Source organism: Gloeomargarita sp. SKYB120 (genome assembly GCA_025062155.1).
GTDB lineage: Bacteria > Cyanobacteriota > Cyanobacteriia > Gloeomargaritales > Gloeomargaritaceae > Gloeomargarita.
In genome coordinates this window covers 1-25,833 of record JANXAM010000031.1, presented here as the reverse complement: position 1 = coordinate 25,833, position 25,833 = coordinate 1, and the positions used below count along the sequence as shown (strand labels likewise).

Genomic DNA, 25,833 nt, shown 5'->3' with positions numbered 1-25,833 from the left:
ACGGTTTGATGCGGTGGACCGGGCGTTGTCACTGGCGGGGGGCATTCGGGCCTGCTACCGGGGCGGCTGGAGCTTTGTGACGTTTAATGGACTGGACGAACTGGCCGAGCGGGTCCAGGAAGCGGTCGAGCAGGCGCGGTTGATTGGTCACGAACAAACTCAGTTGGCCCCCGTCGAACCGGTGGTGGATTACGTCCAAGCAGAAATTGCCTGCGACCCCCGCACAGTGCCTCTGGCGGAAAAACGGGCATTGCTCCAGCACTACAACGACCTGCTGTTGTCCTATGACCCCCGCATCCAGACCACCAGCGTCAGCTACCGGGAACGGTTTGGGGTGACCTACCTGGTGACATCTACTGGCACCAACCTGGCTCAGGAACGCTTGGATGTGTCGGGGATGTTTGGCGTGGTGGCGCGGGGGGAAGGACTGGTGGTGCGCCAGGGCTATGAATCGGTGCATTCCCGCTCGGACTACAACGTGGTGGTGGGGATTGACCAGCAGGTGCTGGAAGCGGCGCAGCGGGCCATCCGGCAATTAGAGGCGCAACCGGTCAAGGGCGGGCAGTACACGGTCATTCTTGACCCCTATCTCTCGGGCGTCTTTATCCATGAGGCGTTTGGGCATTTATCCGAAGCCGATTTTGTGTACGAGAACCCCCGCCTGCAAGAGCTACTGCAACTAGGGCGGCAGGTGGCGATTCCCGAATTGAATGTAGTGGACGATGCGACCATGCCGGGGTTGCCGGGTTCTCTGAAGTACGACGATGAGGGGGTGCCGGGCAACGGAAGTATCTCATCAAGGACGGCGTGCTAACGCAACGGCTCCACTCCCGAGAAACGGCAGGCAAAATGGGCGAGCGACCCACTGGCAATGCGCGGGCCTTATCGGCAACCTATGCCCCCATCGTGCGCATGACCAATACCGGCATTGAACCGGGGCGCTATACCTTGGCCGAGATGATGCAGGACATTGACCTGGGGGTGTACTGCGTGCGCATGCTGGGGGGCCAGACGAATGGAGAACTGTTTACCTTTGCCGCTGCTGAGGGCTTTATGATCCGCAACGGGCAACTGGCGGAACCGGTGAGCGATGTGACCCTGAGCGGCAATGTGTTCCAAACCCTGAAGGACATCGAAGCCATCGGCAACGACACCGTCTATCGCAATGGCGGCTGCGGCAAAGCTGGGCAATCTCCCCTGCCAGTGAGCGTCGGCGGCCCCCATGTGCGCATCAAAAATGTGGTGATTGGAGGGCGCTCGTGACCGCTACGACGGTTGCCAAAGCCATTCACTACCCGAGTGGGGATGGCAAACCGGTGGCGGAAAGTTACGCCCATGTGTACGCCATCTTTGTCACGCTGGAAATCCTGCGCCAGTACCTCGCCGGGCAACAGGCAACCGTCTTGGCCAACCAGTTTCTTTACTATGCCCAGGCGTTTCCCAAGTTGCGGGTAGCTCCTGATGTCATGGTGATTTTTGGGGTGGCGCCTGGAGGCCGGGACAGTTACAAAATCTGGGAGGAAGGTCAAGTTCCAGCGGTGATTTTTGAGATGACATCGGCTCAAACCCGTCAAAAAGACCAGCAGCAAAAAAAGCAAATCTATGAAGCGATAGGCGTTCAGGAATACTGGTTATTTGACCCCAAAGGCGAATGGTTACATCCCCCCTTGCTTGGCTATCAGTTGGTGGGGAACCGTTACAGTGCGATTTCCGATAACACTAGCCAGGTTCTGCAACTGCGCCTAGTGCCGAACGGCCCCTTGATTGATTTCTACCGCCTGGATAATGGGGAAAAATTACTCACCCCAGAAGAATTGGCCCAGGCTAGGGAACAGGAACGTCTCGAAAAAGAACGCGAACGGCAACTGCGATTAGAACTCATCGAAAAACTGCGCGCTAGAGGAATCGACCCCGATGCCCTATGACCCGGAGCGCGTGATTAGTTACATCGAAACGCGGGAACCTGCCGCCGAAACCTACGCCCACCAATACGCCATGTTTGTGACCTGGGAGGTTTTGCGCCAGTATCTCGCTAATCAGCCGGCTTGTGTTTTGGCCAACCGGTTTCTCTACTACGCGCGGGGGCTTCCCCGATTGCGGGTGCTGCCGGATGTGATGGTGATTTTGGGGGTAACGCCGGGCGAGCGCGATAGTTACCAAACCTGGGAAGAAGGACGCGCACCAACCGTCATTTTTGAGATGACATCAGCCCAAACCCTGGCGGCAGACCAGGGAGATAAAAAAGACCTCTACGAAGCGATGGAAATCCCGGAGTATTGGTTGTTTGACCCGCGTGGGGAGTGCTTGAACCCGCCGCTGGTGGGCTATCAATTGATTGGCGATGATTACCACATTATCTCGGACAACATTAGTCACGTGTTACAACTGCGCTTGGTCCCCAACGGCCCCTTGATTGATTTCTACCGGCTGGATAGTGGGGAAAAATTGCTCACCCCGGCAGAACTGGCCCAGGAACGGCAAAGGCATTTGGCGTTACTTGAGAAGTTGCACGCGCAGGGAATCAACCCCGATACGTTATAGGGATCGCAGGGGCGTGGTTTGGAAAATTCGCTTTTGACCAATACAAATCAGGGTTTTGTAGGGTTGCGCTCCCAGGTCCACTGCAATCTTGTCCGAAGTCGCTCCCATAACTGTTACATGGGGTCCCTTAAGAACCGGCGTCAACCCCAACCGGTGGTAAACAATCATGTCCTCTTGCATGCGAGTAATTACCCAGGAGATCTGATTCATCTGGGGCATAATGGTCTCTTCCACAAATTTCAAAGCCCGCGCCTCTAACTCCTGAGGTTCACCCAAGCACCGGCTATAAAAATTTACCACCTTCGGCAGTAAATCCGTCGTGCCGTACACTCGGTCAAAGTCTTGGCCGGCCTGACATTGATGCAACAGCGTACTTTGGGGGTACAGGGGAATGGGAACCGTATCGGACATGGCTAGCGCACCGGCGCATCCTGCCCCTATCTTAACAAGCATTACCCTTGACCCTAAGTCGTAAAGAAACATGAAGCAAGCCCCCCTGACAGACTTGACAGGACCGGTTATGATGAACTTGGTTCCGCCATCTGCCCCCTGGATTTGGCTTTGCTGACTCCATTGCGGCAATGGATTGTTGATTTGGGTTTGGGTTATGACTATTTACGTCGGTAATTTGTCCTTCAAGGCCACTGAGCAGGACCTGAGGGAAGTTTTTTCTGAATACGGGCCAGTTAAACGGGTCACGTTACCGATAGACCGGCAAACTGGTCGAATGCGGGGATTTGCCTTCGTCGAAATGGTGGAGGATGACCACGAGGAAAAGGCAATCAGCGCTTTAGACGGTGCAGAGTGGATGGGGCGGCAACTGCGCGTCAATAAGGCCCGGCCTCGTGACGATAACCGGCGCTTCTAGCGCAAATGCTCTTGCACGTCCCGAGGTAAGACAATGTAGCGTTGCCCGTCAGGCGTCTGGCGGATTTGTCCACCCGCTTCCAGGATTTTGCGAATGGCAAGGGCCTGTACGCGGGGGGTTGTGGCATACTCTAGGATGCTGGCCCAGCCGATGACCTTGGCGGCCCGACTATCGGGATTTTTGCGCAGTAGTTCTGCAGAGGCGCTGGCGCGCTTGACAACGACCTGGCTGTCCGGCGTGTCCCACTGGCTGGCCCAAGCCGCGGCGGTCTGGAAGGAACGTCTTGCCGCCCGGCCATCCCCCAAAAATAACATCTCGTCAATGCCCCGGTACATCCAGGGGTAGTACGAACCGGGAACGTCGGGCGTCAGGAACCGCATGGCGCGGCTGGCAATTTGAATGCTGCGCTCCGGTTCGGCGGCATAGAGCGAGCCGCTAACGGACAGGAAGAGGTAGGCCCGGATAAAACGCGGGTCCCGCTGCAAAATCACCTCGAAAAAGTCGGGAACCAACCCGTAACCGAGAGCAGTACGCGCTTCGTCGTCGCCAAAGTAGAGGTTGAATTGAATGAGCCACCAATCGGCAATGAGGTTGTTCCATCCGAACCCCGGGAGCTCCCGCCACAGGCGCAATTGGGTGCGGGTCTGGACCTCCTGTTGCCGCCATAGGGGTAGGTTATTCTGCTGTTGGGTGACCAGCCAGGTTTGCCGCTGCATCTGAAGCCCGATAACACCCGCAAAGGCCACACCGCCCACCAGCAGGTTAATTAGGGTTTTGCGCATCCGCGTTCTCCCACCGTTTCCAGAAGCGATGCATGACCCGTTGATGCACCTGCTTCCACGGTAGTCCATAGGTGCGGGCAATGCGAGCACAGTCCTCGTACTCCGGCTGCACGTTTAGCAGCCGACCCTCCGCTTCGGCCACCTTCACGGCCACGTCGCCCCATTCGGTGGAGACGGTCACCAACCGTCGGGGTAAAACCCGCCGCTCCAGCCACCGGCGACGGACGCCTAGGGTGGTGGTTTCCCTAAAGAGAATCGTTTCACAGGCATTGGCCCGCTCCGGCGAGCACAGGACCTGCAACAACACTCCCTGTCGCCCCTTTTTCATCGTGACGGCCTGACTCCAGACATCCAACGCGCCGGCGGCCAGCAACTGTTCACAGGCGTAGGCCAACCCCTGGGGCGACAGGTCATCCATCTGGGTTTCCAACACCACTACCGGTTCAGTGAAGGCCCCGACCGGCGCCGGCCCTAACCACAGCCGCAATACGTTCGCCATCGGCAACTCCTGGGTGCCGGCTCCCCAGCCAACCCGTTCCAACTGCATCGGCGGGGGCGACCCAAACGCTTGGGCCAGCGTTGTGACAATGGCGGCACCGGTTGGGGTGACCAATTCGCCCTTCAGGCCGTTGTCGTAGATGGGAACCTGCTTGGCCTGGCAAAGGTACAACACAGCTGGGGTAGGCACCGCCAGCCGACCGTGGGCCGTTTGCACCTGTCCCGAACCCAAGGGCAACGCCGAGCAATACACTTGGGTCACGCCAAAGTAATGCAAACCGATGCAGGTGCCCACGATGTCCACGATGGCGTCCACCGCCCCCACCTCGTGGAAATGCACCTGTTCCGGCGGCACCCCATGCACCGCCCCTTCCGCAACGGCCAGGTTGGCAAAAATGGCCTGACTCCACCGCTTCACGGGTTCCGCTAGACGCGCTTCAGCCAAGAGCAGGCGAATGTCAGCCCAATCCCGATGGGAAGGTTGCGCCTGCTGCGGATGGACCTGCACTTGAGTTGCCCGTTGCCCTTGCCGCTGTACCGTCTCTGCCGTCAAGGTAAAGGCCCCTATCATGCCTAAACCCTGCAATTCGCGCTGCAAGACCTCCATTGGTAAACCGGCATCCACCAGCGCCCCTAGACACATATCGCCGGCAATACCCGTGGGGCAATCAAAGTAGGCTACACGTTCCATCACGGTCGGCGCAGGACTAACACCCCCATTAAACCACTGGCAATGGGGTAATGACAGGCATCAAACCCGCAATCGCGCGCCCACGCCACTTGCTGTTCACCAGGAGGAAAGGTTTGCAAACTCGGCCAGATGTAGGCATAGGCATCCGCCAGGCCCAACCCGCTGGCCACCGGCACCACCACCTGCTGTAAGTACCACGCTTGCCACGCCCGCAACCACGGATGCGCCGGTTGATGAAAATCCAGAATCGCCGCGCGGCCTCCTGGTCGCAACACCCGGTAGATTTCCCGCAGGCAGCCACGCCGGTCCGGGAGGTTACGCAACCCATAGCCCATCGTCACCACGTCCACCGTCGCGTCAGGGAAGGGCAATTGCATCACATCTCCCTGGTGCCAGCGAATGGGCCAGTGAGCGTACCGTCGCCGGGCAATTGCCAGCATCGCTTCAGCGAAGTCAATCCCCCAGACCTGGCCAGTCTTACCCAGCTTGCGCGCCAACAGTCCTGTCAAGTCCCCCGTGCCGCAGCACAGATCCACCGCCGTCTCTCCCGGCTGCGGGTCCACCCAGCCAATGACCATGTGCTTCCAAATCCAGTGCTGGCCCCAACTCAACCAGTTGTTCAGCGCATCGTAGTGACGGGCAATCCGATTAAACAGCGCCTGGGTATCGGTCATTCCAGTCTCACCTGCGTCCGCGCCCGCGTTACCCGAATCTGTCGCGTGGCCAAATTCCCCTGGGCCTGGGCGCCGCTGACCGTAAGGGGGGGGTCGGTTTGGGTGTACACCACATCACCGCTGGCGATGATGTCCTGCTGGGCGATGCGCCATTCCACCACCTGTGCCCGCAAGCGCCCGCGCCGATGCACCGCTTCAACTCCCTGGTTCAACCGCAGCACTTGGCGGGGAAAATCCATCAGGCCCACTCCCGCCTTGACCACCAGTTGCTCCGGCGTGTAGAGGATTTGCACGGGTTGGCGCGCCTGCACCAGCCCATCGCGCCATTGCCAATCCAGGGCTTCCCCCTTGATCTGGAGCACTGGTTTCCGGCTAGTTACCTGCACCCGCCGGCGCACCGACAGGCGATTGTCCCGCAGGCGAATCGTCGCTTCCTGGGCCTGGACCTGTAGCTGCGGCTGGCGGAATTCCAAGTTCCCTTGCAGCAGGATTTCCCGCTGGGCCGGGCGCCACACTAGCGAACGCGCCTTGATCACCGTCGGGTCCTGCACGTCTTCAGCGGTAATGTCCCCCTGCACCGTCAGCGTCTCCTGCTGTTGCTGCACCACCGCCTGGGCCGCCCGGACGCGGTAGCGGGGTTTCCCCTGACTGTAGATGTTGCCCACCACCTGCTGGGCCGTCACCCGCCGTGTTCTCACATCCGCCACCGCCTTCTGGGCCTGCAGCTTCCAGACCGTCTGGCCGGTTTTGTCCACCTGGTGCAGGTTCAGGGATTCAAACGTTAACTGCTGGGATGCTTCCGGCGGGGCTTCGGGTTCTAAGGGGCGCTCCGGCACTCGGCAACCCGCCAACCCTAGGGCTAGCAGGGCACCCCAGAGAGCCCGTTCAGTTCGCCGGTTCAGTGCTGTTGTTGGTGGCATTGCTGTTGGCTGTTTCCGCCACCAGGCGATAGGCCGTCGGACGAGGGGCCTTGCGGATTTCATCCCGGATCGTCTCTAGGTCGATGTAGCGGTCCGCCACGTTGATCAAATTATCGCTGGTCATCGAGCGCAGGCTCACCACCTCCACCCTTACCCCCCGGTAGCTCACCGCATCCACGGCGTAGGCCAAATCCCCATCGCCGCTCACCAAAACTGCCGTGTCGTAGAACCCCGCCAGCGACAACATATCCACCGCAATTTCCACATCCAAATTGGCCTTCTTCGACCCATCGGGCAACTGCACCAACTCCTTGCACACCACCCGGTAACCGTTGCGCCGCATCCAGAGTAAAAATCCCTGTTGTTTTTCGTTGGTCGGGTCGACGCCGGTGTAGAAAAAAGCCCGCAACAAACGGGAACCCCCCGTTAAATAACACAGCAACTTACTATAGTCAATTTCGATCCCCAACTGCAGCGCCGCATAAAACAGGTTGGAACCGTCAATAAAGATAGCAATGCGACCGCGGTTTTCTAGGACCTGTTGGGGCGTAAACAAACCCATATTATCTACGCCAGACATCGTTTTAATCCACAGTGGGTAAATGAATCAAACCCCCGAAAACAGGCTCGGGATAGCATCTATAACCTTACCAGAGAAATCTGGTCACCCCCGCCAAACGTTAGGATTTTGTTAGTTTCAGGAGTTCCAAGCGGGCAAAGACCGGCTCCGGCGTCGCCACCGTTTGACCGGCGGGTAAGGCACCCCAACGACTCTGCTCGGTAAATGCCAGCGGCAAAACTTGGTCAAAATCGACGTCATAGCCCAACTGGCGATAGATGCGGGTGCTGGTCTGGGGAATCACCGGGCTGAGCAGGTAGGCCGCCAACCGCACCGCCTCCAGCAGGCTATACAACACGCTCGCTAGGGTCGCCGAGTCACCGGTTTTGGCCAACTGCCAGGGCGCCTGCTCATCAATCCACTGGTTGGCCCGTTGCACCAATGCCAGGCACAGCCCACAGGCCCGGTGGAGCGCCAGCGCGGTGTAGGCCTGGGCCACCTGTTCCCCCAGCTCCCGTCCCATCTGGGCCAGGGGGTCGTCGGGCAAGGCCCCAGGCGACGGCACTCGTCCGCCGTTGTACTTATGCACCAGCTTGAGCGTCCGGTTGAGCAAATTCCCCAGCCCGTGGGCCAGGTCGGCGTTCACAATCTGCACAAACCGCTCCTCATTGAAATCCCCGTCTTTGCCCAGTTCAATTTCCTTCAAAAAGTAGTAGCGCAAGGCGTCGCTGCCGTAGGCCTCCACCAGGGCAAAGGGGTCCACAATGTTCCCCAGGGACTTGCTCATCTTCTGGCCGTCTTTGGTGAGAAAGCCGTGGGCAAAAATGCGCTTGGGCAAGGGCAAGCCAGCCGACATGAGCATCGCCGGCCAGTACACCGCGTGGAACCGCAAAATGTCCTTGCCAATGAGATGCACATCCACCGGCCACCAGGTGCGCACCGCCGCCGCCAAACTCGGAGGTTCGTCGGGTTCCAGCAGGGCACTGAGATAGCCTAGCAGAGCGTCAAACCACACATAAATGACCTGCTGGGGGTCCACCGGCACTGGAAAGCCCCAGTCCAGATGCAGGCGGGAAATGGAGAAATCGTTCAAGCCCTGGGCGACGAACTTGACCACCTCGTTGCGGCGGGTTTCCGGTTGGATGAAATCTGGTTGCGTTTGGTAGAGTTGCTCCAGGGCCGCCTGGTAGCGCGATAGCCGGAAAAAGTAATTGGGTTCGTCGCGCCATTCCACCTGGAGCGTGGGGTGCAGGGGGCAGTAGCGACCTGGCAACAGCTCCCGCTCGTCTTTGAACTCTTCGCAGGCGACGCAGTACCAGCCCTGCTGCTGGTGCAGGTAAATATCCCCCCGCTCCCAGACCCGCAGGAAAAATTCCTTGACAATCACCCCGTGGCGGGGGTCAGTGGTGCGACTGAAGCGGTGCCACTGGATGTTGAGCTTTTGCCACAGGGCTTGAAATTCCGCCGCCATCCGGTCGCAGTGTTCCTGGGGAGGCAACCCCTGTTCCTGGGCGGTGCGCTGGATTTTTTGACCATGCTCGTCCGTACCCGTCACCAGGAGCACCTCGTCGCCCCGCAGGCGGGCAAACCGCGCCAGCGCATCTGCCGCCATCGTGGTGTAGGCGCTGCCAATATGGGGCCGCGCATTGACGTAGTATAGGGGCGTGGTAAGACTAAAGCGGGCCATAACCGGGACGGGCAACGGTCTTCTATCTTGGTAATAAGTGGAATTGTAATTCTCTACACCCCAGTTGCGCTATGGCCTCGGTTCAGGTGTATCTGTTTACCAGCAAAACCACCCACCGCGACCAGATCAAGCAGTTGCAGCAGCGGCTGGAGGCCTTGGGTTGTCCAAGGGATGCCCTGCAAATTGTAGACGTGAGCGAGCAACCCTACCTGGCCGAGCGCCTGCGAGTAGTGGCCACCCCGGCCCTGGTGAAAGCCTATCCCGAGCCGCGACAAGTGCTGGCGGGCAACGATTTACTGGAGCAGGTGGACTACTGGTGGCCCCGCTGGCAAACCGAAGCGGAAGCCAATGGCCAACCGCCGCCTGCAGCCACCAGCCCGGACGTGGCCCGTTTGGAGGAGGAATTGGCTCGCGCCCAGCTCACCATTCGCCAGTTGGCGGCCCAGGTCGAGTTTCGCAACCAGGTGATTGAGATGCTGGCTCACGACCTGCGCAATCCCCTGACGGCGGTGAGCATTGCCCTGGAAACCCTGGAGATGGCACCCCAGCGGCAGGAACTGGCTCCCCAACTGCTCCAGCAGGCCCGCAACCAGGTCAAAACCCTGGACCGGCTGATCACTAGCATCCTCCAGGTCAGCCGCAACCAGCAGAAAGTCCTGCAACTCAATCCCCAGGCGGTCCAGTTGCCGGAGATCATCCAACAGGTGGCGCAGAGTTTTCAAACGTTCCTAGCCAGTCGGCAACACACCCTGGAGCTGGACATCGCCGAACCTTGCCCGCCGGTGTTTGCCGACCCCGACGCCTTGCGGCGCGTGTTGAACAACCTTCTCGACAATGCCTGCAAGTACACCCCGCCTGGCGGACATATCCACATCAGTACCTTGCACAGCACAACTCTGAAGGTGCAAGTGACAGTTGCCGACAACGGCCCTGGCATCCCCCTGGCGGACCAGGAACGGATTTTTGAACCCAGCACGCGCCTCAACCAGGACTCTAGCGGCTATGGCCTGGGTCTTGCCGTCTGTCGTCAAATCATCCAAGCCCATTACGGGCGGATTTGGGTGGAATCCGAACCAGGCCGGGGCAGCCGCTTCCACTTCACCCTGCCGGTGTACCGCCCCTAAATTGACAAGGTCCTGACCGATTCGCTAAGGTAATAAATGCGGCAAGCGCGTGCCCCCATCGTCTAGTGGTCTAGGACACCTCCCTTTCACGGAGGTAACAGGGATTCGAATTCCCTTGGGGGTATTCTACACTACAATTCAAAGGGCCGTTGGGGCTGCTGGACCGCTTTGTTCAGCAGCTGTTCGTATTCCCAATCGGAGACCAGGTAAGCGCCGAAGCGAGCCAGGTGGGGGTTCATCACCTGGGCGTCAAACAGCAGGAAGTTCTGGCGGCGCAGGTAGTGTACCAGGGTCACTAGGGCCACTTTGGAGGCGTCGGTGACGCGATGGAACATGGATTCGCCGATAAAGGCGGCGCCGATAACGATGCCAAGCACGCCTCCAGCTAGGGTGTCGCCATCCCAGGTCTCCCAACTGTGGGCGTACCCCGCCTGGTGGAGTTGTTTGTAGAGTCCCTGTAACTCGTCGGAAATCCAGGTAGCGGGGCGGTCGGCGCATCCGGCCACGACGCCGGCAAAGTCTCGGTTGACCCGCACCTGGAAGCGATGGAGTTTGCGGCGCAGGGAACGGGGGCAATGGAAGCGGTCATCCAAAGGAATCAGGGCCCGTTCGCGGCTGCGATACCAACCCAGGGCGCCGGTGACGGGATCGGCCATGAGAAAATACCCCTGGCGATAGCCCTGGAGCACCCACGTTACATCGTTGGGCATTACTTACAATGGAGAGCAGTGCCTGGGAAACAAACCTATGCCTTCGTATTTGATTATCTACGATGGTCGGTGCCGGCTCTGCAGCGGCTGGGTGGCGGCACTTTACACCTTAGAGCAGGGGCGGTGGCTGCGCTATCTCCCCATGCAGGATGAAACGGCGCTGGCTGCATGGGGCGTGACCCCAGCCGACTGTGACCAAGGAGTGATTCTGATTGATGGCAACCAGCCGGAGCGTCGCTGGCAGGGAACTGCTGCTCTGGAGCAACTGGCGACGTTGATTCCTGGAATGGAGCCGCTGGTGGCCCTGTATCAACAGTTGCCCGGTCTCAAGGCGCTGGGTGATGCCTGCTATGCCCAGATCCGTGACCACCGTTATGAGTGGTTTGGGACGCGGGAGGAGGTATATCGGGTCCCCGCTTCTTGATGGGCCGGATTCTGGTGGGCATCGGCGGGGGCATCGCCGCCTACAAGGTCTGTGAACTGGTCTCCCAGTGGGTGCAGCAAGGTCACCAGGTGCAGGTGGTTTTGACGTCCCAGGCGCTACAGTTTGTGACCCCCTTGACCCTGAGCACCCTCAGCCGCCGGCCCGCCTACACCGATGCCGATTGGTGGCAACCCACAGGCCGACCGTTGCACATCGAGTTGGGGGAGTGGGCCGAGGTCATGGTCGTGGCTCCTCTGACGGCGAACCTGCTTGCCAAAGTCGCACACGGCCTAGCGGAGGACCTCCTAACGAACACCCTGTTGGCCAGCCCAGCTCCCGTACTAGTCGCGCCGGCGATGAATGCCACCATGTGGGCGCAGCCTGCGGTTCAGCATAATTACCAAACCCTCCTGGCCTGGCCGCGGTTCCACAGCGTGGGGGTGCGGGCAGGTCTATTAGCCTGTGATGCAGTCGGGCCTGGACGGATGGCGGAACCCTGGGAAATTGACGCTTGGGTGAACTCCCTGTTGCTTACAGGGGGTCAGCGGGATTTGCAGCCCCACCGCATCCTGGTCACCGCCGGCGCAACTCGAGAATACCTGGATCCGGTGCGGTTTTTGAGCAATCCAGCCAGTGGCGGGATGGGCTTTGCCCTGGCCCAAGCCGCCCAGAGCCGAGGTGCCCGCGTGACCCTTATCCACGCCCACGTCACCCAGCCAGTTCCCCAGGTGACCCAGGTCATCCGCGTCGGCAGCGCGCAGGAAATGGCCACAGCGGTCCGCGACCTCTTTCCCGACCACGACTGGTGCCTCATGGCCGCCGCTGTTGGGGATGTGCAACCAGCCACCTATCACGCCACCAAGCTCCCCAAGCAGGCGTTGCCGGACTGTCTTCCGCTGCAACCAACCCCCGACATCCTGCAGCATCTGGGGCAAATCAAACGCCCTGACCAATTGCTCATCGGCTTTGCTGCCCAGACTGGCGACCTGGAAACGCCCGCCCGGGAAAAACTCCAACGGAAACACCTGGACGCCATCGTGGCAAACCCTGTAGATGTTCCCGGCGTGGGCTTCGACAGTCCCGATAACCAGGGTCTATGGCTCGACCGCCTGGGACAGCGCCGCGTCTGGCCCCGCACCCCCAAACTCCATCTCGCCCACCAGATTCTGGAGGCCGCCCGCGAGCTTTACGCTTCCTCCTGCGCCTCGTCGGCGGTTGGGTAATAGAAACTGCGGGAGCGCCCCGTCAAGATCGACTTAGCCAGGGACAGGGCCTTCTGGGCTTCGAACACCGCCTGGCGCTTCCACACGGCCTTGCGCTGCCGCTTGCGGGCTTTGGAGGTTTTCTTCTTGGGGACCGCCATAGGCCACCTTAAAGAAAGGCAAAACATTTTCCAATATATCATCCCTGGCCGGTCACCGTTTGCGCCCTTGCCCAGCGTGTTATGCTATTAGAGACCGAATGTTAATAAAGATTTACGTTTGGTGGGGAGCGGCATGACGGCAACCCTCATCACACAGCGGCCAACGGTCAAGGAACTCAAGGAAGCCTGGGCGGGATTGCACCCACGCAGTTGCCCAGCTGTGTACAACTTTCACCTGCACACGGTGCATTCGGACGGTCGTTTAGAGCCGGAGGAGGTGATTGACCAGGCCATCGCCTACGGGGTGCAGGGGCTGGCGATTACGGACCACCACCAGGTCAGCGGCTACGAACAGGCCTATCGCTATCTCACGCGCCTGCCAGGGAACCGCAAGCCCAAACTCTGGTCGGGGATTGAAATCAGTTGCGACCTACTGGGGGTGGAGGTGCATATCCTAGGCTACGGCTTTGACCCGGACCACAGCCGGATGGCGCCCTACATCCAGGGCACCACGCCCCTTGGGGATGACTATCCGGCGGCGGCAGTGATTCAGGCAATCCAGAGCGCAGGCGGTTTGGCGGTGCTGGCCCACCCGGAGCGCTACAAAAAACCCGCCCGCGAGTTGATCCCGGCGGCCAAAGCGCTGGGCATTGACGGGGTCGAAGCCTACTACGCTTACCATAACCCCGACCCCTGGCGGCCTAGTCCGGAGCAGACAGCCACGGTGCTGCACCTCAGCCGAGTGCATGGCCTCTGGGTGACTTGTGGCACCGACACCCACGGGCGCAGCATCCGTTTACGCCTGTAACCAGAGCAATTGCCGCTGTTGCAAATCTCGGACCTGTTCCGGCGTCGCGCCCGGTACTCGGCTCAGCAATTCGTTCACGGTCCATTCCCCGGTGGCGTGCTGGAGTAGTTCGTACTCTAGGGGCGTTAAATCCACCGGTTGGTAGTCATAGTCCAATAGGGAGCGCCCCGGCCAACCGGTCAGACAGGTCGAGCGCAATGGGTATGCCTGTGACCAATCCGCCAACCCCCGTTGCAGGGGTGGACGTCCCAGGAAAAATTCAAAGTGGCTCAGTTCGGGGTCTAGGGCCTCCACCAACTCGTACTGCTGTTGGATAGGTAACGTGCGGGCCGTCGCCAGCAGTTCCGGTAGCGGAGCTAGCAGTCGCTCCAACTGCCAGTAGCGGGGATTGGAAAACCCCAGAAACTCCAACCCTACATCGGCAATCAGCTCAAACAACGTCTCAACAGTGTAATCAATTTCCTGGGGATGCACGTACATGTCGGCGAAGGTGGCGTCGTGGACGTTATCCAAAGCCCAGCGTTCCCGCTCCCGCCGCACCAGCCGGTTATCCGGGGGCAAATGGGCCAGCAATTGCCGTCCGATGGTCACACCGGTGCGGTAGTCGCTCCCAGCCGGTTGTAGGAGCCGGATGGCCTTTTGCAGCAGCCGGATTTCCCAGCGTCCCCAGAACCCATACACAAATACGTGCATCAGCCCTCCTGGCGCCAGCACTTCCGCTAAGGCCCGCAGCCCGGCTTTGGGGTTGGGCAAATGGTGCAGCACCCCCACGCAGTTGATGTAGTGAAAGGATTGGGCCAATTGACCCACCTCCAGCAGGCTCAGCCGGCGCAGTTGGACGCGGTGGGCCACGCCGGAACGCTCGACCCGTTGCTGGGCAATTGCCAGCGCTGCTTCACTCAGGTCAATCCCTATGACCTGCGCCGTGGGGTTCAAGTGGGCCAGGTAATCGGTGCTGACACCCGTCCCACAACCTGCGTCCAGAATGCACAACGCCCCCCATTCCCGAGGTATCCAGCCCAAGGCAAAATGGTGCGCCGCCGGTACGCACCACCGCCAGTTGTAGCCAGGGGGTGGGCCGTCGGTCAGGGGGTCTGGGGGAAACGGGTAGGTATCGTAGAGATTCTGGACCGCTTGGGTAATGGCGTCGGTCATGGTCAATCCCAGGGAAACCAGTTGTACCAAGGACGGTAGGGTTGACCGTTGGGGAGAATCGCCCCTTCGCAACGCACGCCCAGCAGATACATTCCCCATAGTCGCGCGCCGGTGAGATTGGCGCCCCGCAGGTCGGCGCCCCGCAAATCTGCGGCGGTGGGACTCCGCCATCGCATCAGCGCCCCATTGCCGAGCACCAGTAGCCCCACCAATCCCAGCGCGGCTGTCCAATGCCGGTAAAGTCCACAGCCTAGCGTCGCCAGGAACGCTAGGACATTGAGGCCCAAGACTAGCCAGCGCGACAGATAGGGACGGGGTTGGTCCAACACGGCGCTGCGCAGGTCACTACCCTGCAGGTTGGCCCCCCGCAGGTCACAGCCCACCAGGAAACACAGGCTGAGGTTGCTCTCCCGCAGGTCGGCCCGCTGGAGGTTGGTCAGGGTCAACCGCGCACCTCGCAAATTCGCCTTTTGCAACCGACAGCGGCTGAGGTTCGCTCCGTGCAGGTTTGCCCGCTGCAGGTCGCTTTCTCGTAAATCCCCACCCGCCAAAACTACGCCGGTCAGGTCGGCTCCCGCTAAATCCAGGCGCCGGAAGTTCGTTTCGCCCTGGGCGTACCGCTGGAGCAAGGATTGACGCACCATACCGCCATTGTAACCGTTGCCGCCCATCCCGCTAGTTGTTAAGTTTTGTGAAGGTCACGGGAGTTGTGGTCAGAAGGAAGGTTGTAACTGAACTAGCAGGGTCATAACTTGACAGCTCATTCAACTATTTCTTATCGCCCGGTGGTCTCCGTGACAAAATACAAATATGAACCCACGTATGTTTTGCCGGCTGAGGCTGTGGACACCCGTCCCCAAACCATGTCAACTAAAGCACCTTTTCCGCCGGAAGTGCGGGAACTGATTGCGGGTTTGAAGTTTCATTTCCGCAAGACGTTGACCGAAATGCCCTTAGAAATTGCCCTGTTGGCGATGCGAGAAGCCTGGAAAGGCTGCAATCAGGAGCAGGATGCTCCACCGCCGCCGCCGTCATTGTTGCGTTGACGCATGGCTCTATCCCCTCAAGCAGTGACGGATCTGCCTTGCCTGGCCGAGGTGGATATTCTGGTGGTCGGTGGCGGAACTGCTGGCGCCGTCGCTGGGATTGCCGCTGGACGCACGGGGTATCGGACGCTGGTGGTGGAACAGTTGGGGTATTTAGGGGGCACGCAAACCGGGGCACTGGTCACGCCCATGATGCCTAACCACTTGCAGGGAGCGCCTCTCAACGGTGGGATTGATGCGGAAATCAACCGGCGGCTCAACGACTTGGGGGAATCGGGCGTCTGGCGAGACGGCAACCGGGGCTGGTTTAACCCAGAAGCCCTCAAGTGGCTGTTGGAGGACATGGCCCTCGCCAGTGGCGCCCAGCTTTTGTACTACACGTGGTTTGAAGACGTCCTGGTGGCGGACGGGCACGTGGTGGGCGTGGTTGTGACCAACAAGGCGGGGCGAGGCGTGATTTGGGCCAAACGCACGATTGACGCCACCGGCGATGGGGATGTGGCCTACCGGGCGGGCGCCCCCTTCCAGAGCGGCGACCCGGAGACCGGCTACAATCAGCCCTTTTCCGTGCGGTTTCACCTGGGGAATGTGGATTTAGCGCGGTTTGCCGAGTTTCTCCGGGGCCTGGGACGGCATGAGATTCTGGAGCAGGCGGAAGGCTCGCAGGTGCCGTTGATCCATACGGCGATGGTCTGGGGACGGGGCTGGCCCCTAGAACCCCTGTTTCGCCAGGCGGTGGCCGACGGGGTGCTGTTGCCCGAGGACGGGGAGTACTTCCAGGTGTTTACCGTGGCGGGACGACCGGGGGAACTGGCGTTCAATTGCCCGCGCATCAGCGGCGAGGTAGACGGCACGAATCCCTGGCATTTGACCCAGGCCCAGATCCGAGGGCGGCAGGCGATCCGGCGTTACTGGCAGTTTTGCCGGCGCTATTTGCCCGGGTGTGAGGCGTCCTATGTGGTCATGGGAGCGGCGCTTGTGGGGGTGCGGGAGTCGCGGCGCATCCTGGGGGAATACCTGCTTACGGAAGCGGATGTCCTGGGAGCGCGCAAGTTTCCCGATGCCATCGCCCGCAACAACTACCCGATTGACATCCATCGCCCGACCAAGGACCAGCGACCAGGGTTGACCCACCTGCCGCCGGGGGAGTACCATGAGATTCCCTACCGCTGTCTGGTGCCGTTGGGGGTCGAGCAGTTGCTCGTGGCGGGACGATGCCTGTCGGCGACCTTTGCCGCCCAGGGGTCGGTGCGGGTGCAGTCCAATTGCCGCGCGATGGGGGAGGCTGCTGCTGTGGCGATGGCGATGTCCCTTGACCAGAACCTACCCCCACGCCAGGTGGATGGGGTGCAGTTGCGCCAGCGGTTGATCGCCCAAGGAGCGTGCTTGGCATGACCCACTACTACCAGGTCACAGTCCATGACCGCCAACGGGGACGCACATATCGCGCCCAGGTGCCCGACGACCAGTACGTGCTGATGGCGCTCGAGGCCCAAGGGATTGTCCTGCCCTTTGCCTGCCGGAACGGTTGCTGTACTACGTGCGGGGTGCGGGTACTCTCGGGCGAGTTGGCCCAACCGGAGGCCCTAGGTTTGTCAGCAGCCGTGCGAGCGCAGGGCTATGGGTTGCTGTGCGTGGGCTATGCTCGCTCGGATTTGGAGCTGGCGACCCAGGACGAAGACGAGTTGTACGAGTTGCAGTTTGGCCGCTACTTCGGCAAGGGACGGGTGCGGCGGGGATTGCCGCTGGAGGGCGATTGAGTCTGGGCCAGTTCCTCCCGCAGCACTTGCTGGTAAATCCACGGCAACCAGGGCGTCCAGCAGTTGGACTCTGCGCCATACCCCAAACTAGTCCAGGTGCTCGACAGTTCGCGCAGGACGAGCGTCAGTTCCCCCCGTCGTAAGGCGGCGGCAATGTCTAGATTCCAGGCGCTAGGGTCCCGCAGCCAGTGATACACCACTGCGTCCTGCGATACGGGGCTAAAGTCGGCGGTGTCGGGACGGGGGTGGTAGCGTCGCACTTTCTCGGACCAGGTAGTGGACAGGAGTTGGTAACGCCCAGCGGCAGTGGAACACCAGCCAGGACGAATGGCGATACAGCGGTTGGGATGGCGGCGCAGGTCGGTGATGGACGCTCCCCCATACAGGCGCGTGTAGGGATGGGGGCCATGGGCCTCGCTCACCCCAATCGTGCGCATTAAAGCCCGAATATGGGGGTCGCCGCCCTGCATCGCCAGCGGTGGAGCCAGCCAGTGCAGCCACAGCGACGGTTGCCACAGCGGCCAGCTCCCAAGACCCATTCCCAAGACGAAACCCGCCCAAAACCGTTTCGGTGGGCCGCTTCTTCTCACACCGGCCAACGACCTTTGGCTTTAAGACATTGCCTGGATGACGTAATCAAAGTAATCCGCCGCCAGGGCCGCATCGTCTTCGTCCAGGAGCGCCAGGGCCGCCGTTTTCAAACAGCGAATTGCATCCGCCATGCCCACCAGCGGCACCCCCAAAGAGTTATACATTTCCCGCACGCCAATTAAACCAATGCTTTCAATGGGTTCCTTATCCCCCGCCACAATCCCGTAGGTAATCAGGCGCAGGTACCAGCCGTAGTCCCGCAGGCACAAGGCGCGTTGCCGCTGGCCATAGGCGTTGCCGCCGGGCTGGATGTAGTCTGGGTGCAGTTGCCAGAGTTGTTGCACCGCCTTGTCAATAATCTTTTTCTCATTCTCCGCTAGGATAGCCGCAATCCGCAGCCGTTGTTCCCCGGTCGCGCAGAAATCTCGAATGGCCTGCAACTCTCCGCTGCTGGGGTAACGCAGTTCCTCGTCTGCCTGGGCAATAACTTGTGCTACTAGCGCCATAGGCCGTCCCTCGCCGAATAAAGCCACCTGTTCCACTTTAGGAAGGAATAGCTCCCACCTGCAAGGGGTCAAGGCGGTGTTGGTGCGGGACTGATTTGGGGCGCTGGCTTTTCCGGGTCTTCTTTGATGACGTAGACCGACTGCACCTGCTTTTTCGGGGCCGGCAGGGCTTCAATCTGGCCGGTGTTAATGTTGTAGGTCACGACTTCCGCCCGCAGGGTATTGCTTTCCTGCTGGATAAAGACATTGCCCCGCAGCGTAATAATGCGGCGACGGGTGTCGTACTCCGCCATTTCGGCAACCGCGTCCATCTGCCGGCTAGGATAGACCAGCCGCACATTGCCCCGAGCAATCAAAATCCCTGTGCGGGCGTTGGCCTCCTGCACATCGGACGTGATGGTTAGGGGGCCACCCCGAGGCGGATTCGGTTGTGCCCCTAACGGCAAAGCGATGGCACTACCAAGACCTACCGCCACGCCCAGCAGCCATCGTTTCATCATGGAGCCTTGCCACGCTAATAGCTATGATAGGGGACAATGGACGCGCATGGTCAGTGCCTGCTTATCAGCGCTAGCGACACCGGCTGTGGGAAGACGGTGGTGACAGCGGCCCTAGCTCTGGCCTTGGGGAAAGTCGGGGTCATCAAACTGGTGCAGGCAGGACCAGGCGACCGGGAGTATTACCAGCAAGTGCTGTCTCTTGACCAGACGCCTGAAGAATTGAATCCCCTGTACTTTGCGGCGCCCTTGGCTCCCCCGCTAGCGGCGGCGCGGGAAGGCCGTTCGATTGACTTGGCTTTGGCTTGGCAACAGTTGACCCGCCTGCGGCAACGCTACCCCTGCGTCCTGGTGGAAGGTGTTGGAGGTCTGGGGTCGCCTGTGACTTGGGAGTGGACAGTAGCGGATTTAGCTGCCCAATGGCGCTTGCCCACGCTGCTGGTGGTGCCGGCGCAGTTGGGAGCGATTGGGCAAACCGTCGCCCAGGTGGCGCTTGCGCGGCAGACAGGAGCACCCTTGGCGGGTATTGTCTTGAACGAGCGGCAACCCCTAACCCCTGAGCAACGGGAGGATTGGGTGCCGGTGGGATTAATCCAGCGGTTGACCAGGGTGCCGGTGTGGGGCTATGTTCCCCACGTGGCCGATATCTATGACCGAGACGCTTTGAAAAAGGCCGGTTTGACGCTAATGGAGAACGTTGCGGCCCTGTGGAAATGTGCTTAAATCGGAAATGGGAGCCAAGCGGTGGGGCGTTATGACCAAAAAAGTTTTGGTAATTGACGATAGTCGGGTCATTCGCATGCGGGTGCGGGAAATGATGCCCCAGGAAGGGCTGGAACTGCTGGAGGCCCGCGACGGCGTTGAAGGCATGAATATGATCCGGGAACACCACCCCAACCTGGTGCTGCTGGATTTCATTCTCCCCAAGATGGGCGGGTGGGAAGTCTTCCAAAAAATTCAGCAGGACCCGCAGCTCCAGACCATGGCCCTGGTGGTCATGTCAGGGCGCAAGGAGGAAGTTGTGGAAAAGGTGCCGGAACCCTTTGATTACTTCTCCTTTGTCGCCAAGCCCTTTGAGAAGAACGAACTGTTTGAAGCCATCCGACAAGCGACCCGCCTTGCCGCAGAACGAGCGAAGCGCATCCCTACCGCACCCGTCAAACCCGTGAGCGCCGATATGGAAGCCCGCGTCCGTGCCCTCGAAACCGAAGTGGCCCAGCTCAAGGCGGAACTCCAATCTCTGCGCGCCTGGGTGCAAGAGCACCTGTCTGCTGCAGGGTCCTAGGGGGGAGAAGCCAGAGATGAGCGAGACGCCAAACCAGGCCCAAGTGCGGCAAATGCTGGGGATGAAGGGGGCGCAAGTCCAGAATGTCCCCAGGTGGCGCTTGCGGCTGCAACTGATGAAACCCATCACCTGGATTCCGTTGATGTGGGGAGTGCTGTGTGGGGCGGCCTCCTCAGGGGGATTTCACTGGCGCGTGGAGGACGTGTTGAAGGTTCTGGCGTGCATGGTGCTCGCGGGGCCGCTGATGACCGGCTACACCCAAACCCTAAACGATTTTTTTGACCGGGAGATTGATGCAATTAACGAACCCTACCGCCCAATTCCTTCAGGAGCTATTTCCTTAAAGGAAGTCATTGCTCAGATTGGGCTGTTGCTACTGGCCGGTTTGGGGCTGGCCTGGGTATTGGACCAGTGGGCGGGGCACTCTTGGCCCGTGATTACCGTCATTGCCGTCATCGGCGCTGTTTTGGCCTACATCTACTCAGCTCCCCCCTTGAAGTTGAAGCAAAATGGCTGGCTGGGTAACTACGCTCTGGGGGCCAGTTACATTGCGTTGCCCTGGTGCGCGGGTCATGCTCTGTTTGGAACGCTGAATCCGACGATTGTAGCGTTGACCCTGTTTTACAGCCTGGCGGGCCTGGGCATTGCAGTGGTCAACGATTTCAAGAGTATTGAGGGTGACCGAGCGCTAGGGCTGGCTTCGTTGCCGGTGCAATTTGGAGTGCAGACGGCGGCCTGGATCAGCGTGGCGATGATTGACCTGTTTCAAATCGGGGTAGCGGCCTATCTGGTTGCTATTGGTCAACAACTCTATGCTGCATTGCTGCTGCTATTGGTCATTCCCCAAATCACATTTCAGGATATGTACTTCCTGCGCGACCCCTTAAAAAACGATGTGAAGTATCAAGCCAGCGCCCAGCCCTTTTTCGTGTTGGGAATGCTCGTGGTGGGATTGGCCCTGGGACGGGCATAAAGCAGAACCGGAACCTAAGATGTTTCCACGATGATGGCTTCCTAATGTTTTCTGATACGTTTGTTATCCCCAAGGTCGTAAAGTGCAGTTCCTTCGCAATCTCTCTCTGAGCAAACTTGGGCCGTAGGGTGCCATCTTGTTGGGTTGGCTTAGCCTACAAATTACAGAGTACGAATAACGCTCAAGATGACGCCAGCAATCACGGCAATGGTTGCTCCAGCAATTAGCGAAGTGGCTAACCGCTCTAATCGTTCTCCTGTTTTTTGAGAGATTTCCATTTCAAACCGGATGCGGGAGAGTTGTTCTTTGATTTCCCGTAGCTCGGTGTCCAGGCGGTTCTCAAGACTGCTCATGCGGTTTTCGAGACTATCTAGGCGGTTGTTGAGATTGCGAAATTCGGTGTCCAAGCGACGAAGCTCAGCCAAAACCTGTGCTTGAAACTCCTGCGGCGGTAATTCAGCTTGCATCTTTCTGCCCGTCCCATTCATCTACTGACCAGTGTAACGCGCTATGGCTGGATCACCTATAGTTGTCGTGTTCTAGGGTCACGGGGTGATAGGTTTTCCTATCATTCTCTGCGTTAAAAGTATTTGGCGCTCGTGCGACCGCATCTTGGGTATGCTGAGAAGTCGCAATGAATGCAACCAGCATGTCTACTTCTGAGCCAAAATGCACAGCTTTTAGCGGCGCTGGAACTGAGGTTATGGTATGCCCAGCAGGTGGAACACCAATTACGGGCATTTCTGGGCAAGCAGAGACCAACTGGGTAGAAATGACCGAAGCTACAGCAATAGCGAGCTGGGACGAAGAAGCCCCCTGGCAGGACTAAAGGCTACTCCCCATGATGCAGTTTCTAACAACTGGAGTTGACGCTTTTCCCTACCAGGGCGAAATTTACTCGGTAAAAGCGCTACGTCGAATCGGCGACACGAAAAAGCGTCCAGTGTTAATTGTATTGTTTCGACTGATGCTCGCAATCGTCATACCAAGACAGTTCTCGTAGTGCCGTTCCTAAAACCATGGACAATTATCCACAGGCTGCTGGGCGAACGGTACTCCCAGCAACTTCTCCCGCCACCTGCAGGAGCGGAGCGTGCCGGAGTCTCACCGGCAAGTCACTGCTGCACTCAGACCATGCATCCGGATGGCCAGGTGGCCGGTCATCTTCGACGGGTGGCGGTCGAAGACTCACACGACCCAGTGACTGCGGTGCAACCGCCGCTAGCGTCCGAGCAACGGCCCGCCAGAACGACCACACATGCTTTTCCCGATTCCTTACAGGTAGGGAAAAGGTGACATGGCCGTCTCGCCAGGGAACAACGACTGTCCCCCGGCAAGCGGGTCGTTCACTCAGGCGCAAAACTCCTCTGGCCAACACCAACGCCCCGGCGAGATGGGGTGAAATGCCAAGTTTCCTGGCGTAATTAACCGCACCGATAACACTGCTGTAGGCTGGGTTCACTTCACACACTTCCACCCCCGCTCTCAACGCAGCGGACTTGAGACCGGTCAAAACCTTACGATAAGCAAAACTCGACAACTGACGGCAACGGCGGGGTGATTCACTCTCTAGCTGTGCTCGTTTCCGTTGAAAGTTAAGCTCTTCCACAACTAAAGGTTTTCCTTTTTCTGCCGCCAACTGAGCCACTTGAGCGCAGGCTTCCAAAATGATGGCTTGCGCTTGACCCGTCGTCTTGCCGTACAGGGGCAAATCAAACCGCCAAGACTCTACCCAGTTCCCATACCGGTCCATTTCGGTTACGGCTAAGTAGTCGGCATTGATGTCTACGCCGATAGCACCAGCCGCTCGGTTGGTCACCGGCTCTGGTGGCATCGGTTCAACACTGACCATCACACGCCAACCACGCGCATCCAGGATGAAACGGTGGTTGACGGGTGTGCCAATTCGCTTGGTCGTGGCTTTGCCGCTACGAGTAGTGGTTTGCAGCTTCACCCCCTGTAACGCTTGCACAATTTGGTCATGACCATAGGCAAACCGAAGGCCCGTTAACTTCAGGTAGACCTTCTTTCCTTTTTGCTCTGGCCCAGGAGACAAACAGTTAGCAAACTGCTCCACGAGTGCATCGGGCACGCGCAGATAAAGCGTGAACGTCCCGTCCGTTTCCGGTACGGCTTGGCATGATACATTACCGGCTGTCTCATCCTGACTACCAAGTACGAAAAACTGTCGAGAACGGCTAAACCGCCAGTCGGCTAACCATTCCGCGTGAGAAGCATAACCATTAGCCGCCAGAGCAAACTGCTGGCGAAACAGTCGATTGGAACCGAAACGCAGCCGTATCTTGCCACTGTGCCTATCGGCTTCCAGACGCGCCAGTTGACTCTGCAACCTAGCCAAGCGCCGTTGCTTTTGGTGCAAGACGAACCGACGTTTTTCCTGCTGAATGACCCGTTGTGCTTGACGTATCTTCTGCTGCAACTGCTCAATCTCTGTTGCCTGACTTTCTTTGACAGCTTGTAGGCGTCCTTCTAGTTCCACACGTGCACTGTTGAATTGTCTAGCGGTGACACCAAACCGTTGCAGGAATTTCCGTTTTGTCTGGTTTTCGTCCCGCCCAGCGACCATCGCGGCAAAGAGAGACCGCTCAACTCGCCCAAATAACGCTGCATAAGCGGCTAGCACCGCCTGTTGGTCTGGGGTTGTGGCAATCCGTGCTTGGTAGCTCAATGTCAGACGCACAACCGCTGGCACCACTCACTCAATTTCATGGCTAGATTATATAAGCGTACATAAAACATTAAACAGTTATCAACCCCTGGCGAATTAGGGAAGGTTAGAGCAACCCTTGGTGGCCGTGGGTAATAATGAGACACTTTTTCGCTGATCCAGAACAGTGGCTACCTCAAACATTCGATGGGGATAGGGATTGTTACTATTTCTCCTGACTGAAAAAATGTCTCAAACTTGCTTGAAATGGCTGTACCATCTGTAAGTTTTCTATAGAGCGCGGTCCCTATGGACAGGTCTCGCCAGGGATGCTCCGGCAAGTAATTGGTGTTCAGCGCTTTTGAGAAGTCGCTAATGCCCCCACCAGCCCCTGCGTATCCAACACTAGGAACGTCCGGTTGTCATTCGTTAACCAGTAACCGCGCAGGCATTGGGCGAGAGCTGCTGTCAGCGTCGTGCCAGGAGGGGATTGCACCTCGTTTAAGGGACAGGTCAGTATTTGACCCACCTGCGCCACGACGACGCCCAACCGCTGGTCCCTTGGCATCAGAATCAGCGCGTAGTAACTCGATTGCAACGGATAGAGTTCTGGCAACGGGGCAAAACCCAATCCATAGGCCAAATCCACGAGCCACAGCACTTCCCCGCGCCAGTTGGTCACGCCCATGACAGCTGGCGGCATCTCGGGAATCGGCACTACCTGGTCTCGCGCCAGGGGCATGACCTCCAAACAGTCCCGCGCCGGAATTAAAGCCAGCGTGTCGGGAGCCAGGTGAAAGCTCAAGCACAACAGCGTGTCCGTCATCAGGGAACCTTTGCCGAAATTTCTCTATAATCCTAACGGCCTAGAACCCCCAAGCAATGGACGTTTGCTGGTATCGCCAGCAGCTGCTGCGCTGGTATGTCCACCATGGTCGCGCGTTGCCCTGGCGAGACAACCCAACGCCCTACAGGGTGCTGGTATCCGAGTTCATGCTGCAACAAACGCAGGTGAACACAGTTATCCCCTACTACCAGCGCTGGATGGCCACGCTGCCTACGCTTGCCGACTGTGCCCAGGCGCAACGGCAAGACATTCTCAAGCTCTGGGAAGGGCTGGGGTATTACCGCCGCGCCGAGTACCTGCACCAAACCTGCCAGGTCATCCTGCGGGATTACGGGGGACAAGTGCCTCAGGATTTCGCTGCACTCGTGCAATTGCCGGGCATCGGGCGCACCACGGCGGGGGGAATTCTCAGCCACGCCTTTAATCTCCCTTATCCCATCTGCGACGGCAATGTCCAGCGCGTCCTGAGCCGGCTATTTGCTCTAGAGATACCCCCGCGCCGGAACCAGAAACAACTGTGGACCTTGGCGACCCAACTGCTCGACCCAGAAAACCCACGCGACTTTAACCAAGCGTTGATGGACCTGGGAGCCACCGTGTGTTTGCCCCAGAAGCCCCAGTGTCTCCAGTGCCCGTGGCAACCCCGATGCCAAGCCTTTCACACCCAGCAACAGGAGGTGTTACCGATGCGCGAAGCCGGAAAACCCATCCCCCATCGCACCATTGGCGTGGCGGTGATCTGGAACGACCAGGGCCAGGTGCTGATTGACCAGCGCCCGCCGACGGGTCTGTTAGCCAACCTGTGGGAATTTCCAGGGGGCAAGGTAGAGCCGGGCGAAACGGTCGAAGCCTGCAT

33 protein-coding genes and 1 tRNA gene are annotated in these 25,833 nt (G+C 59.2%); 17 read left to right on the top strand and 17 right to left on the bottom strand.

The annotated features are described in order from the left end of the window. From NZ705_10340 to NZ705_10325, 4 genes are all read left to right on the top strand, one after another. A partial coding sequence (locus NZ705_10340) for a TldD/PmbA family protein (protein MCS7293348.1) occupies window positions 1-814 on the top strand: 814 nt, incomplete at its 5' end. Continuing rightward, window positions 808-1,263 (top strand): TldD/PmbA family protein, encoded by a 456-nt coding sequence (locus tag NZ705_10335; protein MCS7293347.1) that lies wholly within the window; start codon window positions 808-810, stop codon window positions 1,261-1,263. The genes NZ705_10340 and NZ705_10335, both read left to right, overlap by 7 nt. After that, window positions 1,260-1,925, top strand: a complete 666-nt coding sequence (locus NZ705_10330) for a Uma2 family endonuclease (protein ID MCS7293346.1) — start codon at window positions 1,260-1,262, stop codon at window positions 1,923-1,925. Before NZ705_10335 ends, NZ705_10330 begins: the two co-directional genes overlap by 4 nt. After that, window positions 1,915-2,541 carry a Uma2 family endonuclease gene (locus NZ705_10325; GenBank protein ID MCS7293345.1) on the top strand — a complete coding sequence of 209 codons (627 nt, stop codon included), beginning with the start codon at window positions 1,915-1,917 and terminating at the stop codon, window positions 2,539-2,541. The genes NZ705_10330 and NZ705_10325 overlap by 11 nt, the downstream gene beginning before the upstream one ends. Here NZ705_10325 and NZ705_10320 read toward each other — a convergent pair. After that, entirely contained in the window at window positions 2,536-2,952 is a 417-nt protein-coding gene (locus tag NZ705_10320) for a hypothetical protein (protein MCS7293344.1), read from the bottom strand. The genes NZ705_10325 and NZ705_10320 overlap by 6 nt on opposite strands. Window positions 2,953-3,148: 196 nt before the next feature. Between NZ705_10320 and NZ705_10315 the strand changes: the two genes are divergently transcribed. After that, window positions 3,149-3,409, top strand: a complete 261-nt coding sequence (locus NZ705_10315) for an RNA-binding protein (GenBank protein ID MCS7293343.1) — start codon at window positions 3,149-3,151, stop codon at window positions 3,407-3,409. Here the strand turns inward: NZ705_10315 and NZ705_10310 are convergent. The 6 genes from NZ705_10310 to metG all read right to left on the bottom strand — a co-directional run bounded on the left by NZ705_10310 (window position 3,406) and on the right by metG (window position 9,220). Continuing rightward, on the bottom strand, window positions 3,406-4,191 hold the full coding sequence (locus NZ705_10310) for a hypothetical protein (protein MCS7293342.1): 786 nt from the start codon (window positions 4,189-4,191) through the stop codon (window positions 3,406-3,408). The two genes, NZ705_10315 and NZ705_10310, sit on opposite strands and share 4 nt — an antisense overlap. After that, the gene (gene larC, locus NZ705_10305; protein MCS7293341.1) at window positions 4,172-5,380 is read right to left on the bottom strand and encodes a nickel pincer cofactor biosynthesis protein LarC; all 1,209 of its coding nucleotides are present in this window, start codon (window positions 5,378-5,380) and stop codon (window positions 4,172-4,174) included. Before larC ends, NZ705_10310 begins: the two co-directional genes overlap by 20 nt. Then, window positions 5,380-6,054, bottom strand: a complete 675-nt coding sequence (ubiE, locus tag NZ705_10300; GenBank protein MCS7293340.1) for a bifunctional demethylmenaquinone methyltransferase/2-methoxy-6-polyprenyl-1,4-benzoquinol methylase UbiE — start codon at window positions 6,052-6,054, stop codon at window positions 5,380-5,382. The genes larC and ubiE overlap by 1 nt, the downstream gene beginning before the upstream one ends. Beyond that, on the bottom strand, window positions 6,051-6,974 hold the full coding sequence (gene lptC, locus NZ705_10295) for an LPS export ABC transporter periplasmic protein LptC (GenBank protein ID MCS7293339.1): 924 nt from the start codon (window positions 6,972-6,974) through the stop codon (window positions 6,051-6,053). The genes ubiE and lptC overlap by 4 nt, the downstream gene beginning before the upstream one ends. Then, on the bottom strand, window positions 6,940-7,536 hold the full coding sequence (locus tag NZ705_10290) for an NYN domain-containing protein (GenBank protein ID MCS7293338.1): 597 nt from the start codon (window positions 7,534-7,536) through the stop codon (window positions 6,940-6,942). Before NZ705_10290 ends, lptC begins: the two co-directional genes overlap by 35 nt. A 118-nt stretch (window positions 7,537-7,654) precedes the next feature. After that, on the bottom strand, window positions 7,655-9,220 hold the full coding sequence (gene metG / locus NZ705_10285) for a methionine--tRNA ligase (GenBank protein ID MCS7293337.1): 1,566 nt from the start codon (window positions 9,218-9,220) through the stop codon (window positions 7,655-7,657). 71 nt (window positions 9,221-9,291) lie between these two features. On the opposite strand from metG, the gene NZ705_10280 reads away from it, so the two are divergent. Beyond that, entirely contained in the window at window positions 9,292-10,344 is a 1,053-nt protein-coding gene (locus NZ705_10280; GenBank protein MCS7293336.1) for a histidine kinase, read from the top strand. A 51-nt stretch (window positions 10,345-10,395) separates the two neighbouring features. Next, window positions 10,396-10,468: transfer RNA gene (locus NZ705_10275), tRNA-Glu, on the top strand. 7 nt (window positions 10,469-10,475) lie between these two features. On the opposite strand, the gene aat is transcribed toward NZ705_10275, so the two are convergent. Next, window positions 10,476-11,054 carry a leucyl/phenylalanyl-tRNA--protein transferase gene (gene aat / locus NZ705_10270; GenBank protein MCS7293335.1) on the bottom strand — a complete coding sequence of 193 codons (579 nt, stop codon included), beginning with the start codon at window positions 11,052-11,054 and terminating at the stop codon, window positions 10,476-10,478. Window positions 11,055-11,091: 37 nt separating this feature from the next. Here aat and NZ705_10265 point away from each other — a divergent pair, with 37 nt between their 5' ends. After that, window positions 11,092-11,478, top strand: coding sequence for a DCC1-like thiol-disulfide oxidoreductase family protein (locus tag NZ705_10265; protein ID MCS7293334.1), 387 nt, complete (start codon window positions 11,092-11,094; stop codon window positions 11,476-11,478). Beyond that, window positions 11,478-12,701, top strand: coding sequence for a bifunctional phosphopantothenoylcysteine decarboxylase/phosphopantothenate--cysteine ligase CoaBC (coaBC, locus tag NZ705_10260; protein MCS7293333.1), 1,224 nt, complete (start codon window positions 11,478-11,480; stop codon window positions 12,699-12,701). The genes NZ705_10265 and coaBC overlap by 1 nt, the downstream gene beginning before the upstream one ends. Here the strand turns inward: coaBC and NZ705_10255 are convergent. After that, window positions 12,665-12,841 (bottom strand): 50S ribosomal protein L32, encoded by a 177-nt coding sequence (locus NZ705_10255; protein MCS7293332.1) that lies wholly within the window; start codon window positions 12,839-12,841, stop codon window positions 12,665-12,667. The two genes, coaBC and NZ705_10255, sit on opposite strands and share 37 nt — an antisense overlap. Window positions 12,842-12,974: 133 nt before the next feature. On the opposite strand from NZ705_10255, the gene NZ705_10250 reads away from it, so the two are divergent. Beyond that, window positions 12,975-13,649, top strand: coding sequence for a PHP domain-containing protein (locus NZ705_10250; GenBank protein ID MCS7293331.1), 675 nt, complete (start codon window positions 12,975-12,977; stop codon window positions 13,647-13,649). Here NZ705_10250 and NZ705_10245 read toward each other — a convergent pair. Next, window positions 13,638-14,804, bottom strand: a complete 1,167-nt coding sequence (locus NZ705_10245) for a methyltransferase domain-containing protein (protein ID MCS7293330.1) — start codon at window positions 14,802-14,804, stop codon at window positions 13,638-13,640. The genes NZ705_10250 and NZ705_10245 overlap by 12 nt on opposite strands. Before the next feature lie 2 nt (window positions 14,805-14,806). Continuing rightward, complete coding sequence (locus NZ705_10240) at window positions 14,807-15,448, bottom strand: pentapeptide repeat-containing protein (protein MCS7293329.1); 642 nt, start codon at window positions 15,446-15,448, stop codon at window positions 14,807-14,809. 219 nt (window positions 15,449-15,667) lie between these two features. On the opposite strand from NZ705_10240, the gene NZ705_10235 reads away from it, so the two are divergent. The 3 genes from NZ705_10235 to NZ705_10225 are packed head-to-tail and all read left to right on the top strand — an operon-like array spanning window position 15,668 to window position 17,610. Next, window positions 15,668-15,850, top strand: coding sequence for a hypothetical protein (locus NZ705_10235; protein MCS7293328.1), 183 nt, complete (start codon window positions 15,668-15,670; stop codon window positions 15,848-15,850). Window positions 15,851-15,853: 3 nt separating this feature from the next. Continuing rightward, window positions 15,854-17,245 (top strand): FAD-dependent oxidoreductase, encoded by a 1,392-nt coding sequence (locus NZ705_10230; protein ID MCS7293327.1) that lies wholly within the window; start codon window positions 15,854-15,856, stop codon window positions 17,243-17,245. Next, complete coding sequence (locus NZ705_10225; GenBank protein ID MCS7293326.1) at window positions 17,242-17,610, top strand: 2Fe-2S iron-sulfur cluster-binding protein; 369 nt, start codon at window positions 17,242-17,244, stop codon at window positions 17,608-17,610. The genes NZ705_10230 and NZ705_10225 overlap by 4 nt, the downstream gene beginning before the upstream one ends. Here the strand turns inward: NZ705_10225 and NZ705_10220 are convergent. From NZ705_10220 to NZ705_10210, 3 genes are all read right to left on the bottom strand, one after another. Beyond that, window positions 17,559-18,149, bottom strand: a complete 591-nt coding sequence (locus NZ705_10220; protein MCS7293325.1) for a glycoside hydrolase family protein — start codon at window positions 18,147-18,149, stop codon at window positions 17,559-17,561. The two genes, NZ705_10225 and NZ705_10220, sit on opposite strands and share 52 nt — an antisense overlap. A 72-nt stretch (window positions 18,150-18,221) precedes the next feature. Next, complete coding sequence (locus NZ705_10215; protein MCS7293324.1) at window positions 18,222-18,707, bottom strand: allophycocyanin subunit alpha-B; 486 nt, start codon at window positions 18,705-18,707, stop codon at window positions 18,222-18,224. A 68-nt stretch (window positions 18,708-18,775) separates the two neighbouring features. After that, on the bottom strand, window positions 18,776-19,207 hold the full coding sequence (locus NZ705_10210) for a hypothetical protein (GenBank protein ID MCS7293323.1): 432 nt from the start codon (window positions 19,205-19,207) through the stop codon (window positions 18,776-18,778). A gap of 36 nt (window positions 19,208-19,243) precedes the next feature. On the opposite strand from NZ705_10210, the gene bioD reads away from it, so the two are divergent. From bioD to chlG, 3 genes are read left to right on the top strand one after another with little or no spacing between them, the layout of a single operon-like run. After that, the gene (bioD, locus tag NZ705_10205) at window positions 19,244-19,927 is read left to right on the top strand and encodes a dethiobiotin synthase (GenBank protein ID MCS7293322.1); all 684 of its coding nucleotides are present in this window, start codon (window positions 19,244-19,246) and stop codon (window positions 19,925-19,927) included. Window positions 19,928-19,958: 31 nt separating this feature from the next. Beyond that, a complete protein-coding gene (locus NZ705_10200) occupies window positions 19,959-20,489 on the top strand; it encodes a response regulator (protein ID MCS7293321.1) in 531 nt (176 codons plus the stop codon). A 16-nt stretch (window positions 20,490-20,505) separates the two neighbouring features. Beyond that, entirely contained in the window at window positions 20,506-21,462 is a 957-nt protein-coding gene (chlG, locus tag NZ705_10195; protein MCS7293320.1) for a chlorophyll synthase ChlG, read from the top strand. 161 nt (window positions 21,463-21,623) lie between these two features. Here chlG and NZ705_10190 read toward each other — a convergent pair whose 3' ends face one another. The 3 genes from NZ705_10190 to NZ705_10180 all read right to left on the bottom strand — a co-directional run bounded on the left by NZ705_10190 (window position 21,624) and on the right by NZ705_10180 (window position 24,956). Next, a complete protein-coding gene (locus NZ705_10190) occupies window positions 21,624-21,929 on the bottom strand; it encodes a hypothetical protein (GenBank protein MCS7293319.1) in 306 nt (101 codons plus the stop codon). Window positions 21,930-22,489: 560 nt separating this feature from the next. Then, the gene (locus NZ705_10185) at window positions 22,490-24,175 is read right to left on the bottom strand and encodes an IS200/IS605 family accessory protein TnpB-related protein (GenBank protein MCS7293318.1); all 1,686 of its coding nucleotides are present in this window, start codon (window positions 24,173-24,175) and stop codon (window positions 22,490-22,492) included. A gap of 307 nt (window positions 24,176-24,482) precedes the next feature. Beyond that, a complete protein-coding gene (locus NZ705_10180; GenBank protein ID MCS7293317.1) occupies window positions 24,483-24,956 on the bottom strand; it encodes a chemotaxis protein CheW in 474 nt (157 codons plus the stop codon). Window positions 24,957-25,012: 56 nt separating this feature from the next. Between NZ705_10180 and mutY the strand changes: the two genes are divergently transcribed. Continuing rightward, a partial coding sequence (gene mutY, locus NZ705_10175; protein ID MCS7293316.1) for an A/G-specific adenine glycosylase occupies window positions 25,013-25,833 on the top strand: 821 nt, incomplete at its 3' end.